Source organism: uncultured Slackia sp. (assembly GCF_934630525.1).
In the GTDB taxonomy this organism is placed as follows: Bacteria; Actinomycetota; Coriobacteriia; order Coriobacteriales; family Eggerthellaceae; genus Slackia.
In genome coordinates, this window is the sequence record NZ_CAKTVX010000017.1 from 1 (window position 1) to 18,750 (window position 18,750).

Annotated in this window: 15 protein-coding genes; 9 read left to right on the forward strand and 6 right to left on the reverse strand. The window is 57.2% G+C overall.

The annotated features are described in order from the left end of the window. On the forward strand, nt 1–2,433 hold a 2,433-nt coding region (locus tag Q0D41_RS09810; protein WP_294378722.1), incomplete at its 5' end, for a hypothetical protein. Between the two features lie 209 nt (nt 2,434–2,642). Here the strand turns inward: Q0D41_RS09810 and Q0D41_RS09815 are convergent. Beyond that, nucleotides 2,643–3,446, reverse strand: a complete 804-nt coding sequence (locus Q0D41_RS09815; RefSeq protein ID WP_294378728.1) for a hypothetical protein — start codon at nt 3,444–3,446, stop codon at nt 2,643–2,645. A gap of 831 nt (nt 3,447–4,277) precedes the next feature. Between Q0D41_RS09815 and Q0D41_RS09820 the strand changes: the two genes are divergently transcribed. Next, on the forward strand, nt 4,278–4,583 hold the full coding sequence (locus tag Q0D41_RS09820) for a hypothetical protein (RefSeq protein WP_294378731.1): 306 nt from the start codon (nt 4,278–4,280) through the stop codon (nt 4,581–4,583). 382 nt (nt 4,584–4,965) lie between these two features. On the opposite strand, the gene Q0D41_RS09825 is transcribed toward Q0D41_RS09820, so the two are convergent. Continuing rightward, entirely contained in the window at nt 4,966–6,522 is a 1,557-nt protein-coding gene (locus tag Q0D41_RS09825; protein ID WP_294378734.1) for an FAD-dependent oxidoreductase, read from the reverse strand. A 334-nt stretch (nt 6,523–6,856) separates the two neighbouring features. On the opposite strand from Q0D41_RS09825, the gene Q0D41_RS09830 reads away from it, so the two are divergent. The 4 genes from Q0D41_RS09830 (at nt 6,857) to Q0D41_RS10105 (ending at nt 10,065) form a co-directional block, all read left to right on the forward strand. Next, complete coding sequence (locus tag Q0D41_RS09830; RefSeq protein WP_294378736.1) at nt 6,857–8,446, forward strand: helix-turn-helix transcriptional regulator; 1,590 nt, start codon at nt 6,857–6,859, stop codon at nt 8,444–8,446. A gap of 184 nt (nt 8,447–8,630) precedes the next feature. Then, nucleotides 8,631–8,762 carry a transposase gene (locus Q0D41_RS10100; protein ID WP_367113840.1) on the forward strand — a complete coding sequence of 44 codons (132 nt, stop codon included), beginning with the start codon at nt 8,631–8,633 and terminating at the stop codon, nt 8,760–8,762. Nucleotides 8,763–8,827: 65 nt separating this feature from the next. Then, on the forward strand, nt 8,828–9,829 hold the full coding sequence (locus tag Q0D41_RS09835; RefSeq protein ID WP_294378739.1) for an IS3 family transposase: 1,002 nt from the start codon (nt 8,828–8,830) through the stop codon (nt 9,827–9,829). 14 nt (nt 9,830–9,843) lie between these two features. Beyond that, a complete protein-coding gene (locus Q0D41_RS10105; protein ID WP_367113841.1) occupies nt 9,844–10,065 on the forward strand; it encodes an LPXTG cell wall anchor domain-containing protein in 222 nt (73 codons plus the stop codon). A gap of 466 nt (nt 10,066–10,531) precedes the next feature. On the opposite strand, the gene Q0D41_RS09840 is transcribed toward Q0D41_RS10105, so the two are convergent. The 3 genes from Q0D41_RS09840 to Q0D41_RS10110 are packed head-to-tail and all read right to left on the reverse strand — an operon-like array spanning nt 10,532 to nt 12,575. Next, nucleotides 10,532–11,503, reverse strand: coding sequence for a TlpA disulfide reductase family protein (locus Q0D41_RS09840; RefSeq protein ID WP_294378742.1), 972 nt, complete (start codon nt 11,501–11,503; stop codon nt 10,532–10,534). Between the two features lie 30 nt (nt 11,504–11,533). After that, the gene (locus Q0D41_RS09845) at nt 11,534–12,436 is read right to left on the reverse strand and encodes a 4Fe-4S binding protein (protein WP_294378745.1); all 903 of its coding nucleotides are present in this window, start codon (nt 12,434–12,436) and stop codon (nt 11,534–11,536) included. Next, a complete protein-coding gene (locus Q0D41_RS10110) occupies nt 12,429–12,575 on the reverse strand; it encodes a CD1871A family CXXC motif-containing protein (protein WP_040219972.1) in 147 nt (48 codons plus the stop codon). Before Q0D41_RS10110 ends, Q0D41_RS09845 begins: the two co-directional genes overlap by 8 nt. Nucleotides 12,576–12,665: 90 nt before the next feature. On the opposite strand from Q0D41_RS10110, the gene Q0D41_RS09850 reads away from it, so the two are divergent. Further along, the gene (locus Q0D41_RS09850) at nt 12,666–13,340 is read left to right on the forward strand and encodes a response regulator transcription factor (RefSeq protein ID WP_294378747.1); all 675 of its coding nucleotides are present in this window, start codon (nt 12,666–12,668) and stop codon (nt 13,338–13,340) included. Beyond that, nucleotides 13,337–14,488 carry an ATP-binding protein gene (locus Q0D41_RS09855; RefSeq protein ID WP_294378750.1) on the forward strand — a complete coding sequence of 384 codons (1,152 nt, stop codon included), beginning with the start codon at nt 13,337–13,339 and terminating at the stop codon, nt 14,486–14,488. The genes Q0D41_RS09850 and Q0D41_RS09855 overlap by 4 nt, the downstream gene beginning before the upstream one ends. Nucleotides 14,489–15,973: 1,485 nt before the next feature. On the opposite strand, the gene Q0D41_RS09860 is transcribed toward Q0D41_RS09855, so the two are convergent. After that, on the reverse strand, nt 15,974–16,813 hold the full coding sequence (locus Q0D41_RS09860) for an aldo/keto reductase (protein ID WP_294378753.1): 840 nt from the start codon (nt 16,811–16,813) through the stop codon (nt 15,974–15,976). A 126-nt stretch (nt 16,814–16,939) separates the two neighbouring features. On the opposite strand from Q0D41_RS09860, the gene Q0D41_RS09865 reads away from it, so the two are divergent. Continuing rightward, nucleotides 16,940–17,743, forward strand: a complete 804-nt coding sequence (locus tag Q0D41_RS09865; RefSeq protein ID WP_294378755.1) for a LysR family transcriptional regulator — start codon at nt 16,940–16,942, stop codon at nt 17,741–17,743. Nucleotides 17,744–18,750: the final 1,007 nt, after the last annotated feature.

An 18,750-nucleotide genomic window follows, 5' to 3' on the forward strand; every position in this document is an offset into this window, starting at 1 on the left:
TCGGCCACCATCGTCACCAATGCCGAGCTGCTCGCATGCGCCGAAGTTGCAGCCACCCCCGTAAACGTCGTACCGATCGTACGCGATTGGGACCAAGCGGTCACACGCATTGAGCTCGACGCGGATGCAGAGAGCGATGACACGGGACAGGTCGAGCATTTCGTCCATGCCCTGATGGAGGATGACGAAAATGCCGCACCAATGTATAAGTACACCTACATCGGCCAGGCAACGAATGCCGTTGCTGACCCGAACGCCAATTCTGCCGGCGTGTCGGAGGACGAGAGAGGCGGCATAAAGCCCTCGAGAGACAATGTGCTGTTCACCGGCGTGCTCAGCGAAGCCCACATGAAGTTTGCGGAGATAGCCGGCGTGGAATGCCTGTTCCGTATCGCCTCGGTGCGCTACGGCGAGAACGGTCGTTCGCGCCTGGTGGTACACACGAAGGCAAACGGCGCGTGGTCCGCTCCCACGCCCGTGGACTTCCCCCTTGGGTTTGGCGAGGGCGACGTGGAGCGCAACGACATATTCGATTACGACTTCGACGTGGTGGAATATACAGACGGGAGAGGAAACCAAGACGCCTACGTATTGCTGGTCTCGGGAGAGCGCCCCGAAGGCGACGCAACCCGGTTCGACACGGCAAGCACGGCAGGCATACTGTCCGTTGTGCGCCTACGCATAAGCAATAGCGAAGTTCGCGTGGTGTCGCACACGTCGTGGCGCAGCATCTCGCGCGGTCGTCTTCAGGAGGATGGCCACCATTGCCTGCAGTGCCCACGCATCACGGTGGGCAAGACACTTGCCGACGGACGTCTGTCGGGCGCCTATCTCCATCGCCGCGGAGCCACCGCCGAGAAGGCGCTCGGCAGCGAGGCAGAGGTCGCGCTCGAGTGCTTTACCCTGTGGTCGGACGATTTGGGCGATAGCCTCACGTTCCGTCAGGTTCTCCGCTTTCCGCAGGCACCGTCGAGCATCGAGCTGGGCGCGCCCGAGAATATCAACGGCAAAATGGTGGTGCCCGTTGCATACGAAACTGCAAGCGGTTGTGGCTGCGCATCGTACGCCGTGATCGGCCAGTCCATCGCAGGTTGGGGCGTTATGTCGTCAGATGCCACAGTGCCCCATGCGGTGCCGTGGCCGCAGCACACGGGCTTTTTGGCTACCGTCAACGAGCAGCTGCAGCATATTACTTGGACACGAGGCGCGAAGGCATTTGCGTCGGAACCCGTGGGCGCCGCGGGCTGTGGCCCGGCGTCGTTTAGCGTAAGCAACAACGGCCGGTGCGTGATGTACGTAGAGAACACCGACGGCAAGGTGGGACAGACCTACGACGAAGAAGGCAACCCGGTAGCGGTGATGGGCAAGCACTTCCGCATCTTTGCCAGCACCCTGATCGACGACCTGTTCACGGAGCCATTCGTGCTCTGCGAGTTGGAGCACCCCATCGATCAGATAACGACGTTTTTGACCTCGGGCGGCATGCTCTCAGCGCTTGCCACGCACATCGTAAGCGCCGAGCAGAGCAAGGCAGAACTTCACGGCATCGAAGTGCCCTTGGTGGCATGCGCCACGCCACTGGGCGCGATAGCCAACCTGGGCGCCGTGGTGCCCGGGACGGCAAGCGAGTCGTTTACGGTAACGGTACGAAACGATGGCAACACGCTGCTGACCGCAGGAACAGTCGATCTGTACCGAGAGGGCTCCAACCAACCGTTCTCCAGCGCATCCATCGGATTCGGTGCGAACGCACGCATGGCATCGATCTACGACCCGGAGCTTGCCGAGGACGCATCGCCCAACAACATAGCACATGTGAAGTACACGCTCGAGGCGCTGGGCGAGCGCTTTGCCACGCACCCGCTGGTAGCCGACAACGGCAACGCTGTGCTGGCACCGGGTTGCACGGCACAGTTCCGCATGAGCTTTACCATCCCGGAGAGCTGGAGCGACGAGGTAGGCAAACGCGTAACGCTCTACGCGAAGGCGCGCGACCTGGTGGCACTCGATCCCGTAACGCTCGATGAGATTCGACCGGGCGCAAACTCCGCGCTGGGCGCAGTGCTGCACGAGCTCCACCTTCCCGACGCAGCATGCGAACGCTCGGAAGTGCAGGTTGGCGTCTGCGGCAACGTGGATGCGACAGGGCTACACGACGCCCCAATGGCGGTCGACGGCGATAGCGGCTCGAGCGGCGGTTCCGGCGAGGGCGGCGACCCCAGCGGAAGCGGTGACACCGACGGCGAGAGCGAGCGCGGCAAGAACGAGCAGCATGGGAAAACAGGGGCATACGCGAACACAGGCGATAGCAATGCATCCTTAACGGCCGCCGCTGCAACGATCGCTGCGGCAGGCGCCGCCTTCGCCGCCTATAGCGCTCGCCGCGTTGCCCTTGAACGCGGCGAATACGACGAAAACGACAACGATCAATAAGCCCGCGCACCGTGGCATTAAGTGCGACTTGCGGCTTCCCGCGCGTCCCTAGAGAAAACACGCGGGAAGCCGCCTACTCTATGGCACAGGCGCGAAAAGAAGCATTCACGACCATGAATGCAATGGGAGGAATCGGCGAAGGCGCCCCTCTTTACTCCACGATTCTTTCCTATACAAAGAACTCAAACAAGATTAGGACAGGCCAACCTTTACTCAATCGTGAGTGCATCGCCTGGAGCAATGCCCGACGCATCATGACTTAGCACCAGCACGCCATGCCATCCTTCCTTCAAACCGCCTTTCTCGGGCGTAAGATCAGAACTGTCGATCGTGCTGACGGTCGGCAGCGGCTGGCCGACAATCGCGTTGGGAAACATCCACCACCGCAGAAATCCCGTGGTAGAGCGATTGATAAGCACCTTTGCCTGATAGCGTATGCCGCCGCGATGGACTGTCACGGTGTCGCCGGCCCCAAACGCGCCCAAGCGTACATTACCCGCCACCGCAATGGCGCCTTTAAGTCGTTTGATATTGGGAAGACCGGCACAGAACGGCTTGAGCTTTGGCATCGGCGAGACCTCAAGCACTTCGAACACGTTCTGCGCACCGCCGAATTTCTTCGAAACCTCCTGTTTATACGCATCGATACTCGCAAGCTCATCTTTGATTTGGTCCGAACGGAGCCTTGCCAGAGGGTCGCTCCTGAGCGCGCTGGTGTACGAAAAGGCAGTGCTGTTGTCTGGGTCGAATGGGTCGGCATAAAGGAAGTCGTTCCTGATCATGGTAAGGATAGGCCTTCCGGCATCAGGCGCTTTTTCCAAAACAATGTCATCCTCTGTATAGTGCATCGGATATTTAGGACGCAGCTTATAGGCGCACTCAGGACAAAGCCAACCATCTTGCAACATGGCGCCGCACGTGTCGGTGATGGGATTAAACGCCGTGTTCTTCATGACGCCGCCGCAACCTGGGCAAATAATCTCCTTGGAGGCTTTCTCGTTTCCAACCGTCATAGTGGGCTCCTCTCACTGCAAGATGAACGGTGCCGTGCGGCCAGCATCAAGACCGAGGGCCGCACTTTCCTCATGGTGCAGCGTACCGTTCAGCTCAAGCTAGAGGAATTGCCCTATGTCCCAAATTGTCAATTCCGCTAATGCCCATATCGATTCGTACGCACTTGCATTTCCGAGCTGCCCATGATAAAAAGGCACCTGGTTTTCCGCTAGGAAGGCCTCCAAGTGCCGGGGACGTTTTCCCCGGCTTTTTCTTATCCGGGAGAAAAAACGGGGACTCGGCACCTTCGTCGACATCAGGAAGCGACGGCGTTTCCGACCGCCATTGCCCGCTTGCCGCCGTCGTGAGCAACCCATCCGACAGAATCGCGGACTCAATCGAGCCGCAAGGAGGCGCCCCACACACCTGACGGACTACGGGCGCATCCCACGCGCGTCACCATCCATGAACAATGATAGGAATTGAGACTCACAGCCATACTTCGCGAAGAGTCAGCACACCGAGTCAACGACTAAGCTACGCCTTTTGCGCTCCCGATGTCACGCTACATCGCATCGCTATTATGCAAGCAATAGCGAAAAGGTTACCCAAATTTGACGAGACGCTGTCTTTAAGAGAAAACATGCCGAACGCCAGTCGATCAGAACGCCAAACCGAAGACAACCAGTCTTCGGTTCTTCATACCGAAACTGTTTCTAGAAAAATGAACAAAAACGAAGACGTGCGCCGTTTGATGAAGACCGCCTTTCCTCGGAACGAACTGATACCACTCTGGGTTTTGAGCATATTGGCATTGCGTAAAAGCATCAATTTCAGGGCCTTTTACGAGGATGAACGATTCTGCGGAATCATGTACACGGCCGAAAACGACTAATATATCTACGTACTCTACCCTCAATGCTCCGCTCGACGGCCTAGGCGTTTCCGTCGCCGATTCCGAGCTGCTCGCAACGTGCGCCATCTCCGCCGATTTCAAAGAGGCGTTCCTGCAAGGGTCGTTCTACGAGAACATTCGCGTATACAACAACGATGCCCCGGTTTGCGTCGCCTGCTCCTTCGATACCGAATCAGAAGAGGAATTCAACGAATACTCGATGCCGCAGATCACGCTTTCGGTGCGGAAGGCGAATTCGTAGCGAAATTGCCGTAGTGGCTTCAGCTGCGTTCTGTTTTACCTAGTTTGCGCTAGGTTGATACTCATTTGATACTCAACAGCAAAAGGGGCCGATTTGCTCAGCTTGCAGGCTATCGGGCAGTTTAATCGAAACTCGAAATCGTCGTAATCATTTTGATTTTGATAGATAGCTCGATATTGCAACCAATTATCGATTGAAACATCAACCTTTTCGATGAACGTTGCACGCCTGACGAAGAACCCCATGTCAGCGTCAGTGGCTTAAGGGTCAGCGGCTTGAGCGGTTTTCTCGAACAAGAAACGGACCGAACGAAGCGGTCCGTTTCCTGCTTTGCGGTGAGGTGGGATTCCGCGATCAGCTCAGCGGCTCGACGCGGGGCGCATTAGGCTCCGACGTATTCGGCCGCATTCAGGCCGGCGAAGCGGCCGGAGTTGATGTTGTTGCCCATGCAGGATGCGGGCAGCAGGACGGTGTAGGTCTCGCGATACAGCTGACAGCCGTCGGCACCGCAGACGTACAGACCGGGAATGGGCTCAGAGTTGGCGTCCGTAACCTCGAACTTGCGATTGTTGGCGATGCCGCCCAGGGTGGAAAAATAATTCTCGGCCATCTGGAACCCCCAGAAGGGGCCCTCCTCGATAGCGACCAGCATGCCAGCTTCCTTTGCGAAGTCGTCGTCTCTGCCGTTGCTGCAGTATGCGTTGTAGGTGCCTACAGTGCCCGCGAGGGCGGCAGCGTCGACGCCCATGGCCTCGGCGAGCTCATCCAGAGTATCGGCGGTCCAGGCCTGCGCGACGGGGTCGGCAACAGCTTCTTCGGCATTTGCCAGGAAGCCAGGGGTGACGTTAGCGTCGAAATCTTCCATGATTTTTTGACTGGCGATACTGAAGACCTTATCTTGGGTGGCGATGACGTTGCCCATGTATGCCTGGCTTTTTGCAGTGCAGTTTTCGTTGGTGAAACGTTCAGCGTTCTGATTAACGAACAAGAAGGGTCCGCCTAGACGAACGCCCATGGCGCACAGTGGGCTCTCGAACACCCAGCCAGCAACGCCAGGCTCTTTCATCAGGCAGTGTTTCCAGCGGGTGTCAACGCCGCCCGCTGCCACCGCCATGTCCAGACCGTCACCATTATGGCCGGGAGCGCCCTTGCGCACCATGGCTTCAACTTCGACACCCATTTCCGCGACCTTCTCGTCGCTGTCCATGTAGCCGCCGGTTGCAAGAATGACCGCCTTGGCATCAACCTGCAGGAAGGTGCCATCAGGGCGCTCCGCATATACGCCAGCGACGGCGCCATTGTTCATGATGAGCTTCCTGCCACGTGCCTCATATACGATTTCGACACCCAGCTCCTCGGCCTTAGCAGCCATGGGGGTAATGTAGCCGTTCTTTGCGCCGTCGCGGGAAATAACGCCGTCTTCGACGAAGCCTCCCCACCAATGGAAGCCGGCGAAACTACCCATGCCGCGGTAATCGTCAACATGATCTATGAGAACGCCCTGCTCCATCAGCCAATCGATGTTAGAAGAGGAGTTGGTGAACATATCTTTCCAGGCAAGCGTATCGATGCGATAGTTGAAAAACTCCATTTCCTCGGTGATGCAGTCAGCAAAGGTGAAGTCGATACCCTGCTCTTTCTGCATGGAGGAGCCGCAGCCGAAGATGCCTTCCGTGCCCAGTCCATTGCCGCCGAGAGAGACGGATTGCTCTAGGATGATGACGCTTTTGCCTTCGCCGGCGGCGGAGACCGCGGCGCACAAGCCGGACATGCCACCGCCGACGACAACGATATCGGCAGATTTTACTTCGGAGGCTTTGATGGCCTCTTCGGCGGTGTCCTCTGTGCCCTTGAACCCGCAAGAGGCCAGGCCCGCGGCAGCGGCGGCGATGCCGCCGATGCCGGCTACCTGGAGGAAGTTCCTGCGAGACAGTTCCATTGTGTTCCCCTTTCCTTGGAATTTCCACGGCAAGCCGCCTGGGGCCTGCGTGATCGGCCGCATGCCCTCGTCGACTCTCGTTCACGCCCGCCACGGCGCTTTGCCGTTGGGCGTTGAAGGTAGGTTAGGCTTCTGGCGCATACGGCGCATCGATGCAAAAGCCGATTTCTCCCGCAAAGACATCGATGCAAAGTATTGATTGCGTATTCCTGGGCGGTCGGCATGGCGAAACCGCCCCATGTCAGCTTGGCGGTCGTAGAACGTTCGCCGGTTTGGTACAATTTCGAACGTATGGCAGGCGCTGCCCTCAATGCGACCAGAACGGAAGATCACTGTGCGAACTAGAATAGATTCCCATTATTCCTTTTGGATGTCTGGGTCCGGCCTGCTCTGGTGCTGGGGTTTTCTGCGCTTCTTCTGGAGCCAATCCACCCTTGCCGGGCACGGCGGCTCGGTTCTGGACGATCTGCCGTATCTCGGATCGACGCTGCTGGTTTCGCTGGTGGCGGCTTTCGTCGCAGCGAGTCCAGCCCCGCGGCGGCCCCAAACGAGCTTGGCTACACTGGGCTGCGCATTGCTGGTGCTGGGAATCGTGGCGAGTTTCGTTTTCGAAGCTGCAGGGGCGAATGCCTCTGGCTTGCAAATGATATCCGACGTCGCGCAGGGTGGCGGCATCGGCGCATTCTTTATCGCATGGGGCTATCTGTACGTGCGCTCCGAAACCGAAGCGGTTGAGTGCGCTTTCTTGGGGTGGTTTCCTTTGCTGGTGCTGCTGCTCGCCGCCGCCGCGGGAATCAATCTGCTGGAGCAAGGGGCCACGATTCCGTATTCGTGCCTGCTTCTGCTTCTGCCCCTCGCCTCCCTGTTCTGCTTCCGCAAAAGCGTGCGCCACGTGGATGCTCAGGGGGAGGGCGATGCCCCTCTCGGCGGGTACCCCCAGAAGGCCCAGGACGAATCCGCACCGCGCGGAAGCGTCGCTTGGCCGCTGATAAATCTCGTTTTTGTCTTCGCCTCCATATCGCTGGCCTGGAATGCGTTTTTGTTCCGTGCGGCCATCCGCTTCGAAACGTCGCTCATCATGTTCGCCGTCAGCATTGCCGCGCTGTTCGTGATCGTCTGGCTTGCGTTGCGCATGACGCGCCGTTTTTCTCTTTCGACCCTGTATGGGTGGGCATTGCCCCTGTTTGCAGTTGGGACGGTGCTGTTTCAGTTCTCAGAGACGGCGTATTTTATCCCGGTTTTCCTATGCCTGTCCGTCGTAAATACGGGTTTCGAGGTCATGGGCAAGCTCTTCTGCATTTATATCGCCAAACGCAACCCCAAACATGCCACGGGTGTCATCGCCATCGGTTTTGCCACAGCTTCCATGGGGGGCATCCTGGGCTCGTGTATGTGGGCTGGCGTGCTGGATCGGTTCGGCACCGAAGCCGCTTGTGATACTTTGCTGGTGGCTTTGGTGGCGTTCGTGTTCGCCGCATCGCTTGCTCCAGAGAAAGACCCCGGCTCTCAGGGCGCTATGTCCAGGCTTTCGCAGGACCGTCTGCTTTTCCGGCGGAGCCACTGGGCGGGTGATAGCGCCGGACCAGGGCGATGCGAAGCCGGAGGCGAAACCTTCGCCAGCGCCGAGCCCGACGGCATTCCGGGACGCGACGGAGCCGCCACCTCGGGCGGAGAACGCGATTCGGGAGAACTGGGCGCTGCGGAAGACCGATTAGCCGCGAAATGCTTAATCTTAGCCGAGGAATACGGACTGTCCTCAAGGGAGCTCGAAGTGCTGATCTTGCTGTCTCAAGGGCGTAGCCGCGCCCACATTCGCGAGACGCTCTACATTTCCAAGGGCACCGTCGATTCTCACATTCATCACGTTTACTCGAAAATGGGTATTTCCTCCAAGGACGAGCTCATGAGGCAATTGCTGGACTGAGGCCGCCCATCCCGGTCGAACTCCGAGGCGTCGGGTGCCGCGCCCGAGTTCTGGCCGAATCCGGAAACGGCCTGACAGGCGAAGACCTTCGACCCCGGCAAAATGAATCTGAATCTGCCCCATTCCCGTTGACAAGTCGATTTCCGTTTCGCATGATGCGGGCAACGGAAGATAGGAGGCGGATATGGGAGCCCCATCGCCAAGGTACACGGCAGAGTTCAAGCAGAAGGCCGTGGAGCTTTACAAAAAGTCTGGGACGAGCTACGCGGAGGTGGCGCGCGGGCCGGGCTGCGACGCCGGAAGCCTGTCCGGCTGAGTCAAGAAGGCCGACGCGGCCGATTGCGGGGCGCGCGACGACCCGTTCCAGATGGCCGAGGACCTGTGCAGGCTCAAGCGCGAGAACGAGCGGCTGAAGAGGGAGAACGAGATACTTTTAAAAGCGAGCGCCCTCTTCGCCAGCAGGCAGCTGTAGGAGGGTCGGCGAAGAGGGCGAAGTTCGGGTTCGTGTTCTTCAACGAGGGAAGGTGGCCGGTCTCGGAGATGTGCGCCGCGCTCAAGGCCGCCCGCCAGGGCTACTATGCGTGGAAGAGGCGCCCGCCGAGCGCGCACGCGATGCGCGACGAGGAGCTCGCCGAATTGATCTCCCGGGTCAGGGCAGAGGTGCGCGGCATATACGGCGCGCCGAAGGCGTTCTTCGCGCCGAGGCGAATGGGCGTGCGCACGTCGATGAAGCGCGTGGCGCGCATCATGCGCGAGCGCGGCTGGCGAGGCGCCGCGCGCGCATGCGCCAAGCGCCCCTCGAGCGAGAAGCGCGCAGCCAAGCGGGATTCGGCCGAAGACCTGGTCAGACGCAGGTTCAGCGCCGACGGCCCAAACATGGCGTGGTTCGCCGACATCGCTTGCGTGAAGACCCGACAGGGCTGGCTGTATTTGGCGCTGGCGATGGGCATATGGTCGAGGCGGATCGTCGGCTGGGCCATGGGCCCGAGCATCACCGCCGAGCTCGCCGACGAGGCGCTGAAGATGGCGCTGGCCAGGCGAAACAATCCCGAGGGATGCATCCACCACAGCGATCACGGGTCGCAGTACGTGTCGCTGCCGCTTTCCAAGACCATGCGCGAGCACGGAATCCGCCCGTCGATGGGCTCGATATCCTCGCCGTGGGACAACGCGGCGATGGAGTCGCTGATGGGCATCGTGAAGTCCGAGTGCGTGCACGTGCGCGTCTACGCCACGCGGGACGAGGCCGCGCTCGACGCCTTCGAGCGCATCGAGGTCGTCTACAACCGCGCGAGGATCCACTCGGCGCTGGGCTATATGAGCCCGGCTGAGTTCGAGGAGGCCAATTGGCCGGATGACGAAGGCCGCTCGAAGGCGGCGTAGAAGGTGTCAATAGAATCGGGGTAGATTCAAAGCCCAACCCTGCCCCACAGCCTGAAGCGAAAAAGCCGGCTACGGAGCCCGTCTCCGCCACTGTCGCGGAGGTCGCTAAGTCCGCCGATAAAACCCTGCCCGCAACAGGAGACAACGGCGCGTTGGCAATCACCCTGGGCGTCGCCGGCGCAGCAGCAGCCGCAGCAGCGGCCGGCGTTGCCGTAGCAAGGCGCCGCAGCCGTTAGATAGCGCCAAAAACGCTCGCTGGCAAAGGCAGGCAGGCAGGCAAGCGAGCAAAGCATCAAAACAGAAACGGCCCGGTTATTCGACCGACCCACACCTTGCTTTGGCAATTTACGCCAGCGGAAGAGCCGCCCCCCCCTTAATCACTCCCAAGTTTCCGTAGGGGTTCGTTTACCGTCTTGCACTCCCGCAGATCAGAAGTGATGCGCGGGAGCGACGACTGAAAACTCATTGCGTACAGCTTCATTTTCGATCTTAAGCGAGGTCTTCGAACACCATAGAAACTGACCATGAGCATCTGAGTTAAGGAATTTCAATCGCCGCGTTATTTCATGCTGCCCACAAATCAGCTGGCAACTGAATGCCGAGGCATAGAGAGGGGCCGCGTTCGCAGCCCCTGATTAGAAACCTTCTGTGATGAAGAGGCTCTGGAACCCCGAAGCCTCTTCGATGCGCATAGCTAGTTTTTTATCGCTCGCTATCCGAAATTGCCTGATCGATGAGCTTATTGAGCGCCGCACGCTGTTCTGCGGAAGTAATCGCACCAACGATGGGCTCCCCTACGATGTTGCCGTTCCGGTCGATAACGTAGGTTGTCGGGAAAGAGAACAGATTTGACGTGAACTTGCCAGCCTCGCTGTCAGACTTGAACCAGATGTTCTTGTACGTCACGCCTTTCTTGTTCAGTACATCCTTGGCATCTGCAATCTCGTCCTTGTTGCCATCGAGCGTAAAGGAATTGACACCCACGACCTGACCGCCCTTCTCGGCAAGCTCTTTGTTCAGCTGCTCCAGATTGCCCAGCTCGCCCACGCACGGCTTGCACGTGGTAAACCAGAAGTTCATGACGGTGGCCTTGTTCTTGGAGAACAGCTCGTCGCTGCTTACGTCGTTGCCGTCCAGGTCCTTGCCCGTAAAGCTGGGGAACTTCGTCGCCTCGCTCGAAGCATTGGCGCCAGCCGTCATGCCCGCGGTCGAAGCGTCGACGCTCTCGCCTGCGCTCGGCGTGCTTCCACAGCCGGGAAACTTCTTTTCCAGGCTCTCGAGCTTGTCCTCAATCTCCTTGATCTGTTGCGCGCCGGCCTTGAGCGTCTTAAGCTCATCCGCCGTAAACTCATCCTTGGCGCCATCGATGGTCTTGAGCAGGAAATCGCCGTAATTGCTGCCGTCCTTAATCATTGCCGAGTCTTTATTTGCCGCATTGAACACCTTTTCCCACAGCGCGTTATCACTCGAAAGGATATCGTTCTCCTTCTGCATGAGCTTCGCATACAGCTCGGCAGCCTCGTCGGCGTTGGCCGGTTCTTGTGCAATGAGCTCCTCGATCTTAGGATTGGAGCTCGCAGATTCGCTCGCGTTGCCACCGGGCGCCGAGCACGCCACAAGACACAAGGCCAGTACCGACACCATAAACAGGGCCGCAATCTTAGAAAGCTTCATGGTCATTCCTCCGTTTTGTCGAAGCTTGTTTTACTTTTTATCGTCGGTCAGGGGGAGCTTTTCTGCCGACACATCCAGACCGTAGCGATAGCTGATGGCATCGACAGGACAGGCCCCGATGCACTTTCCGCACCGGATACATTCGGCATGGTTGGGCGCGCGGGTCGCATCGACGTCCATCTGGCAAACCTTCGAGCACGTGCCGCACGAGATGCATTTGCATGCATCGACTCGAATTCCCAGCAAGGACACCTTGTTCATGAGTCCATAGAATGCGCCGAGCGGACAAATCCACTTGCAGAAGGGGCGGTAGAACAAAACGCTCAGCACCACCACGGCAACGAGAACGAGAAGCTTCCAGGTGAAGAGCTGGCCCAGCGCAGATCGGATGCCCACATTAGTGATTGCCAGTGGAATGGCGCCCTCGAGCACGCCCTGCGGACAGATATACTTGCAAAAGAACGGGTCGCCCATCCCCACATCGTTGACCACCAGCGCGGGCAGCACCACCACGGTAAACAGCAGCACAAAGTATTTGATATACGTAAGCGCCTTGAGCCCTTTTGTCGAAAGCTTTTTGCCGGGAATCTTGTGAAGCAGCTCCTGCAGCCAGCCAAACGGACACAGGAACCCACACACAAAGCGTCCCAGCAACACGCCGAGCAAAATGAGCGTACCGGTGACGTAGTAAGAAAAGTTGAACTTGGACGAACCCGCCACCGACTGAAATGCACCAATAGGACATGCACCCGCAGCCGCGGGGCACGAATAGCAGTTAAGCCCAGGTACGCAGACTGTTTTTCCCACACCCTGATAGATGCCGCCTTTGGCGAAGTTTGGCAGGTGAATGTTGGTGACGAGCGTCGCCACCGCCTGAATGAACCCGCGAAATCGGGCTAAAATATGCGACGCAGTGTTTTCTCTTTTATCCAATTCCGATACACTCCAAGCACAGCCTAATCGCTTTGGCCAGCACGGCATCCGCCTCGCCACGCATAACGCCAAAGCACACCATGGCAATTCCGACGATCAACAAAGCGACCTGTACCACGGGTTTTACCGCTTTGAACAACCTGACCACTCCTTTCGTTACGCGACCATTGGACCATATCGACCATAAAATCCGTGTTAAGCGCGATTTGGAATGTGCAAGGAGACTGTTATGCGTATTTTAATCGTCGAAGACGAACGAGCACTGTGCGACACAATCGCACGCAGCCTGCGAAACCTGGCATACAGCGTCGACTGCTGCCACGATGGACGGGAGGCGCTCGACCTGCTGGACGTCGAAGTCTTTGACCTCGTGGTACTCGACCTCAATCTCCCCCGTATCGACGGCATGACCGTGCTCAGGGAGCTTAGGAAAACCGACTGCGAGACCAAGGTTCTGATTCTGTCCGCGCGTGGCGAAGTATCGGATAAAGTCGCCGGACTCGATGCCGGTGCCAACGATTACCTTACCAAGCCGTTTCATCTGGACGAGCTTGCGGCAAGGATCCGCAGCCTTACCCTCAGGCGCTTCGCACAAAGCGACATAGTATTAACCTGCGGAAAGCTCAGCTTTGACACTAAGGCGCGCATCGCCTCCGTGGACAGCGAGGCTTTATCTCTTACACGCAAGGAAACGGGAATTTTGGAATACCTGATGCTTAATCAGGGACGACCGGTAAGCCAAGAGGAGCTTATCGAGCACGTTTGGGATAGCACCGTGAACAGCTTTAGCAACGCAACCCGCGTTCACATCTCGTCGCTCCGAAAAAAGTTGCGCAGCGCTTTGGGATACGACCCGATTCGCAATCGGATTGGAGAGGGCTACGTTATGGAGGATGGCGAATGAAAAGGCTTTCGCTGCAATGGCGCATAACGATCATGACGGCGCTGCTCACGTGTGCGGCGTGCGTGCTAACGAACTGCTTGGTCGGCTATACGGGCATGCGCTACATGGATGCCATCGGCAGTGACATCTCGGCCTTTAACGCAACCGGTGAAGATTCGCCCCAGGCGTTCGACCCAACGAAAGCGACCCTCGATGAAAAGGTCACGATCGTCGTAAACGACGCACAAGAGTCTTTCGGCGCGACAGCCTGGTGCATCACGGCTGGAATCACGCTACTTGGCGGCGTACTGGCATACTTTGCGAGCGGCCGTGCGCTCAAACCTCTGCGGGCTTTTGCCGCTCAGGTAGAGCGCGTGCAGCCTGACAACCTAAGCGAAATTAAGCTCAGCAAAGATGTACCCACCGAGCTACAGCGATGCAGCGCCTCATTCAACGACATGATCGCCCGTCTTGGCGAAGGGTTCTCTGCACAGCGTCAGTTTACCGGCAACGCCGCACACGAGCTGCGCACCCCGCTCGCCCTTATGCAAGCGCAGATTGAACTGTTTGTCTCCGAGCACCCCACATCGCAACCCCAAACAGCCGAGCTGCTCGGCCTGCTACAAGAACAAACCGAGCGGATGTCGCGAATGACCAAGGTGCTGCTTGAGATGAGCGAGCTCCGCAGCGTTCCCTGCGAGGACAATATTGAGCTTGGCCCCCTGTCCGAAGAAGTCCTCACCGACCTCGCTCCGCTTGCCGAGCATAAAGACATCGCCCTCAATTGCAGTGGAGGCGCTCTGATAATCGGAAGCGACACGCTCCTTTATCGGCTGGTGTTTAACCTGGTCGAAAATGCCATCCGTTACAGCCGCCCTGGCTCGACTGTCAACGTCTCCATCTGCAACAACGACAGCCACGTGTTCCTGAGAGTTGAGGACCAGGGCCAGGGAATACCCAAGGAGTACCGTGAGAGCATCTTCCAGCCGTTCTTTCGCGTCGACAAATCTCGCAGCAGAGCATACGGCGGCGCGGGGCTTGGATTGGCGCTTGTTTGGGAGATTGCGACGCTCCATGGCGGCTCCGCGGAAGTCGAATCAAGTTCCGAGAACGGAACCGTGATGCTCGTGGACCTTCCAAAACGGACTACAGCGCAATCAGATCGCTAAAATGGCGATACCGCGAGGCATGGCGCGGACCTGCATGATTGCACGGCCTCGCATCCTTTGCTATTGCGGATTTGAATTGCGCCATTCAATGGGAGAGACGTCCGGTAGACCGTTTGATTGTTTGAAAAAACGTTGAACAGCGCGTCCAGCCTAGGCGTGTTGTACCTGCGCAATGGAGCAACACCCGACGAGCATGGTCTTAGCGCGCTTCATGCGACGCGCCCTGGCGGAGTTCAGAAGCCAGTTCCCGCTATTCCCGCTCGATGGCACCGGTTCTGCCGCCCTGTCATTCCAGTTGCACTCAGTTTTCGGCGCCGTCTCGAGTCGAGTGCCGCCAGGTAACGCCTCGTCGCATTTCGTCGGCCTCGGGGACAGAAGCTGGGGCAGCTTCAAAAACTCACCTTAAACTCAGGGCTTTGAGTTTTTGTTTTTGTCCCAAAAGGCACGACGGGCCGCCTTTGGAGGCTCGATAACGCCGAAAACGCCCGTTTTGAAACTCAACCGTCTTTTAGAGCGCAAGCCGCCAGCAACAATCATAAGTGAATTAACGCGGGTGGCTTACGCGTCATTCGCAAAACCCCAGGTCGCAAGCCTTCACCATCGGCGGGAAAAGTGAGTAGTCTCAGGTGGCTTGCTCATGAGTTGAGCCGCTTTCGCGATCAGCGGTCTAATTGTGGCTTCTCCGCCAACTGCCCCCTGGGTTTGCCTTGTCCGCCGCACGATATGGCTCCCGAGGCAACGCGGTGAGACAATGCCATCCAACGCAGGCAATGAGCCTGAAAATAAAGGTGACGGCGGCATGGCCCGAGCCAGCACTTCTGGCCCGCCTCCGTAGCCTCCTTTTCATATGCGGTCCGTGATACGCCTATGGGAGCAATTCGCTCGCGCAAGGCTGACAATACGCAGAGTAAACGAGGTGTGGGATGAATAGCGAACCGATTTACAAAGAATTCCTTCTTGGGGAAGGCTTAAGCGAATTGAAGAGAATTCGAGATGGCTGGAGAGATGAATGCGGCTATTCCGAGTCGAGGGGAGGAACCTCTCTAATACCTGAAAATCTGATTATGTTCTGGAATGCAGTGGTTTGAAGGTCAGCAGTCTCTATATTGCTCAGGTAAAGCAGAAACACGGCATTATTGAGCGCGAGAACTACAATAAACCGAAATCTGAGGATGCCAAGCAGCCACAATGCCCACCGGAAAAGGAAAGAGTCATTACGGAGGCATTGAAACACTTTGGGATGATTTGACATCACCATAAGGAAAACCCGAAGTAGCACCGTAAAAGTGCTGCTTCGGGTTTTTAGCGTTTAACCTTATATGCTTCACCCTATGCCCAGAATGGACTTTATTGCTCAGACCAGCTTAGAAAGAATGGGATCTTTAATGAATGGCATTTGGCATGGCAGTTATTCTTTCTGCTCTGCGGGGTCTAAGTATCGCATCACCTTAGCCGGCATCTGCCATTTCCTTTTCTGAACGCTTCTCACAAAATGGACATAAACCATTCCACGGTTTTGGGATCATAGTGAGAGAAGAACAGGCTCTCGCCGCTGTCCAGTGCCTCGATGTCCGCCATATCCTCCACCGTCAACGTGAAGTCGAACAGGTCGAAATTCTGCTGCATCCGATCCTTGTGGGTGGACTTGGGGATAACGACCACATTGCTCTGGAGCAGGAAGCGCAGCGCGGTCTGGGCGGCGGTCTTGCCGTACTTTTTGCCGATCTCGGTCAGCACCGGATTGTTGAACATATCCCCGCGTCCCTCCGCAAACGGGCCCCACGATTCGATCTGGCAATCGTATTTTTTAAGGTATTCCTTCGCGGTTTTCTGCTGCTGGAACACGTGGGTCTCGATCTGATTCACTGCGGGCTTGACCTCGGCAAAATGCTGCATATCCAGATAGCGGTCAGGGCCGAAGTTGGAAACGCCGATGGCGCGGAGTTTGCCTTCTTTATAAAGCTCCTCCATTGCCCGGTAAGTACCGTAATAGTCCCCGAAGGGCTGATGAATGAGCAGCAGATCAAGATAATCGGTACGCAGCTTGCGCATGGACTCCGCGATGGACGCCTTGGCCTTTTCGTAGCCTGCATTGGTAATCCAGACCTTGGTGGTCAGGAAAAATTCCTCACGGGGAAGGCCGCTTTCCGCCAGCGCCGCACCGACACCTTCCTCGTTGTTGTACGCCTGCGCCGTGTCGATGCTGCGGTAGCCCACCTCAATGGCGTCCAGCACGCAGCGCTTGGTGTCCTCCGGCGGCGTCTGATACACGCCGTAGCCCAGCTTCGGCATTTTGATACCGTTGTTCAACGTTACATATTCCATGAAGATACCTCCCTATTTCTGAAAAGCAGATTTGGTTCTATCTGTACTTTTACCCCGAGATTGGAACGATGTACACTATTTATATTGCAAAGTGCTTTTCGGAATATGAAATGTGGAGGCGGTGGCATGATCGACTTATATGAACTGAGCCAGTTGGTGGCGTTCGCGGATCTCGGCACACTCAGCCGTGTTGCGGAGGAATTTCATATCTCCACGCCCTCCGTCACCCGCTCCATGCAGCATTTGGAGGACGCCTTTGGCGTGACACTCTTTCACCGAGGGAAAAACAAAATCGAGCTGAACGAAACAGGGCTTGCCGCCGTGGAACGCGCCAGCAAGCTGCTCAGTGAAGCGGAACAGGCTGTGCAGCAGGTGCGGGATTTTGACCGACGGCAGCGGACGGTGATTGTGCGCTCCTGCGCCCCCGCTCCGCTTTGGGAATTACTGCCGAAATTAAATACGCACCGACCGGGTATGATGGTTTCCTCTGCGATCTGCCAGAACGAGGAGGTGCTCTCCGCCTGGCAGGACGGCTCCTGCGACATTGCCATTCTGCCCTTTCCCATCGAAGGCGCTGCGCCCTTCCTGCAAGAGAAGCTCTTTGTCTGCGTGCCGCCGGAGCATGAGCTGGCGAAGAAAAGCGAGCTGACCTTTGCAGACATCAACGGCTTCAATTTCCTGCTGCGGACAGAATTGGGGTTCTGGGATACCCTCTGCCGGGAGAAAATGCCCGCCTCCAAGTTTCTGGTGCAGTCCGACCCTGCCACCTTTGAGGAACTGGTAAGGGCCTCCACGCTGCCGTGCTTTTCCACGGATTACGGCCAGCGGCAGGGCGGCTACCCGAGCCGGGTCGATATCCCGCTGACGGACAAGGAGGCACAAGTAACCTTTTACCTTGCCAAGAGAAAGCAAACGGCGGAGAAGAAATGATTCTCTCCGCCGTTTGCTTTTGTGTTTCCTGCGCAGACATTACAAGCTGTCTTTTGCAGTTTGTATATGCGCCTGCGAGGGAAATGAGAAATTGCAAAGGGAGGTCTCGCCTGTTGGCTCGGTCGGTGCTTCAAAGCGCTTCACGCTTTGAGGTCTCCACCGGAGACCCGCGCCCTTTTGTCCTGCGGCATCAATGTCTTCCACACACGTCGCATTACGCACTAAAAGATTTTGGTTGGGTTCCCACCAAAATTTCAAAAATCGGTCGTTATTCGCCGTGTGAATACCTTCTCTGAAAGCAAGCGACTTATCAAAGGGCTCGCATTGCGTAAATATTCGTTCAATCTTTTCGCTTGCCCAATATCCGATAGGCGATCCAGGTAGACTTCCGAATGTTTTGGAACCCCGAGAGACTACTCGCACTTGCCGATAGATCCAAGCTTCACGGTGGCTGGTACGCGAGCAACACCGTGATAACCTCGTCGCACGACTTCATCGCGAGGGTCTTCGAGGCTTGGCTCGGGTAGCCCCTCTTTCCGGCAGCGCGGGTATCACCGTTCACGATCAATGCGTGTGCACCAAAATGCCCGCGGGATTGACAATGGGGCGTTTAGCTGCATAATAGTTACTAGTTAGAAACCCTCGGGTTTGCGGGGCAGGATCGTGAAAGCGATTCTGCCCTATTTTTTTCCTCCGTCTGCTCCAAATCAAATAGTTCGAAGATAGCCTGTAGGTATCCTCGCTACCTTTCGTTTGGATATCTGAAAGTCCTGAGCAGTAGCTGAATATGCTAGGTATATCGGGATAAAGCTTTCGGTCGCATACGCGCAAGAGTGCCCGCTGATTGCAACCGGCTGTTCGCCTTCCCACGCCAATGGTGTGCAGACATCTTCGATATTCTCGCTCGTTATGGCGAAAATCACGTCTCCGGGGTTTGCCTTTTTCGATTTAGCGTATTGCTCTTCAGATCATCGTGGTGTGCTCGTAGCCGCACTCCACGAAGAGCC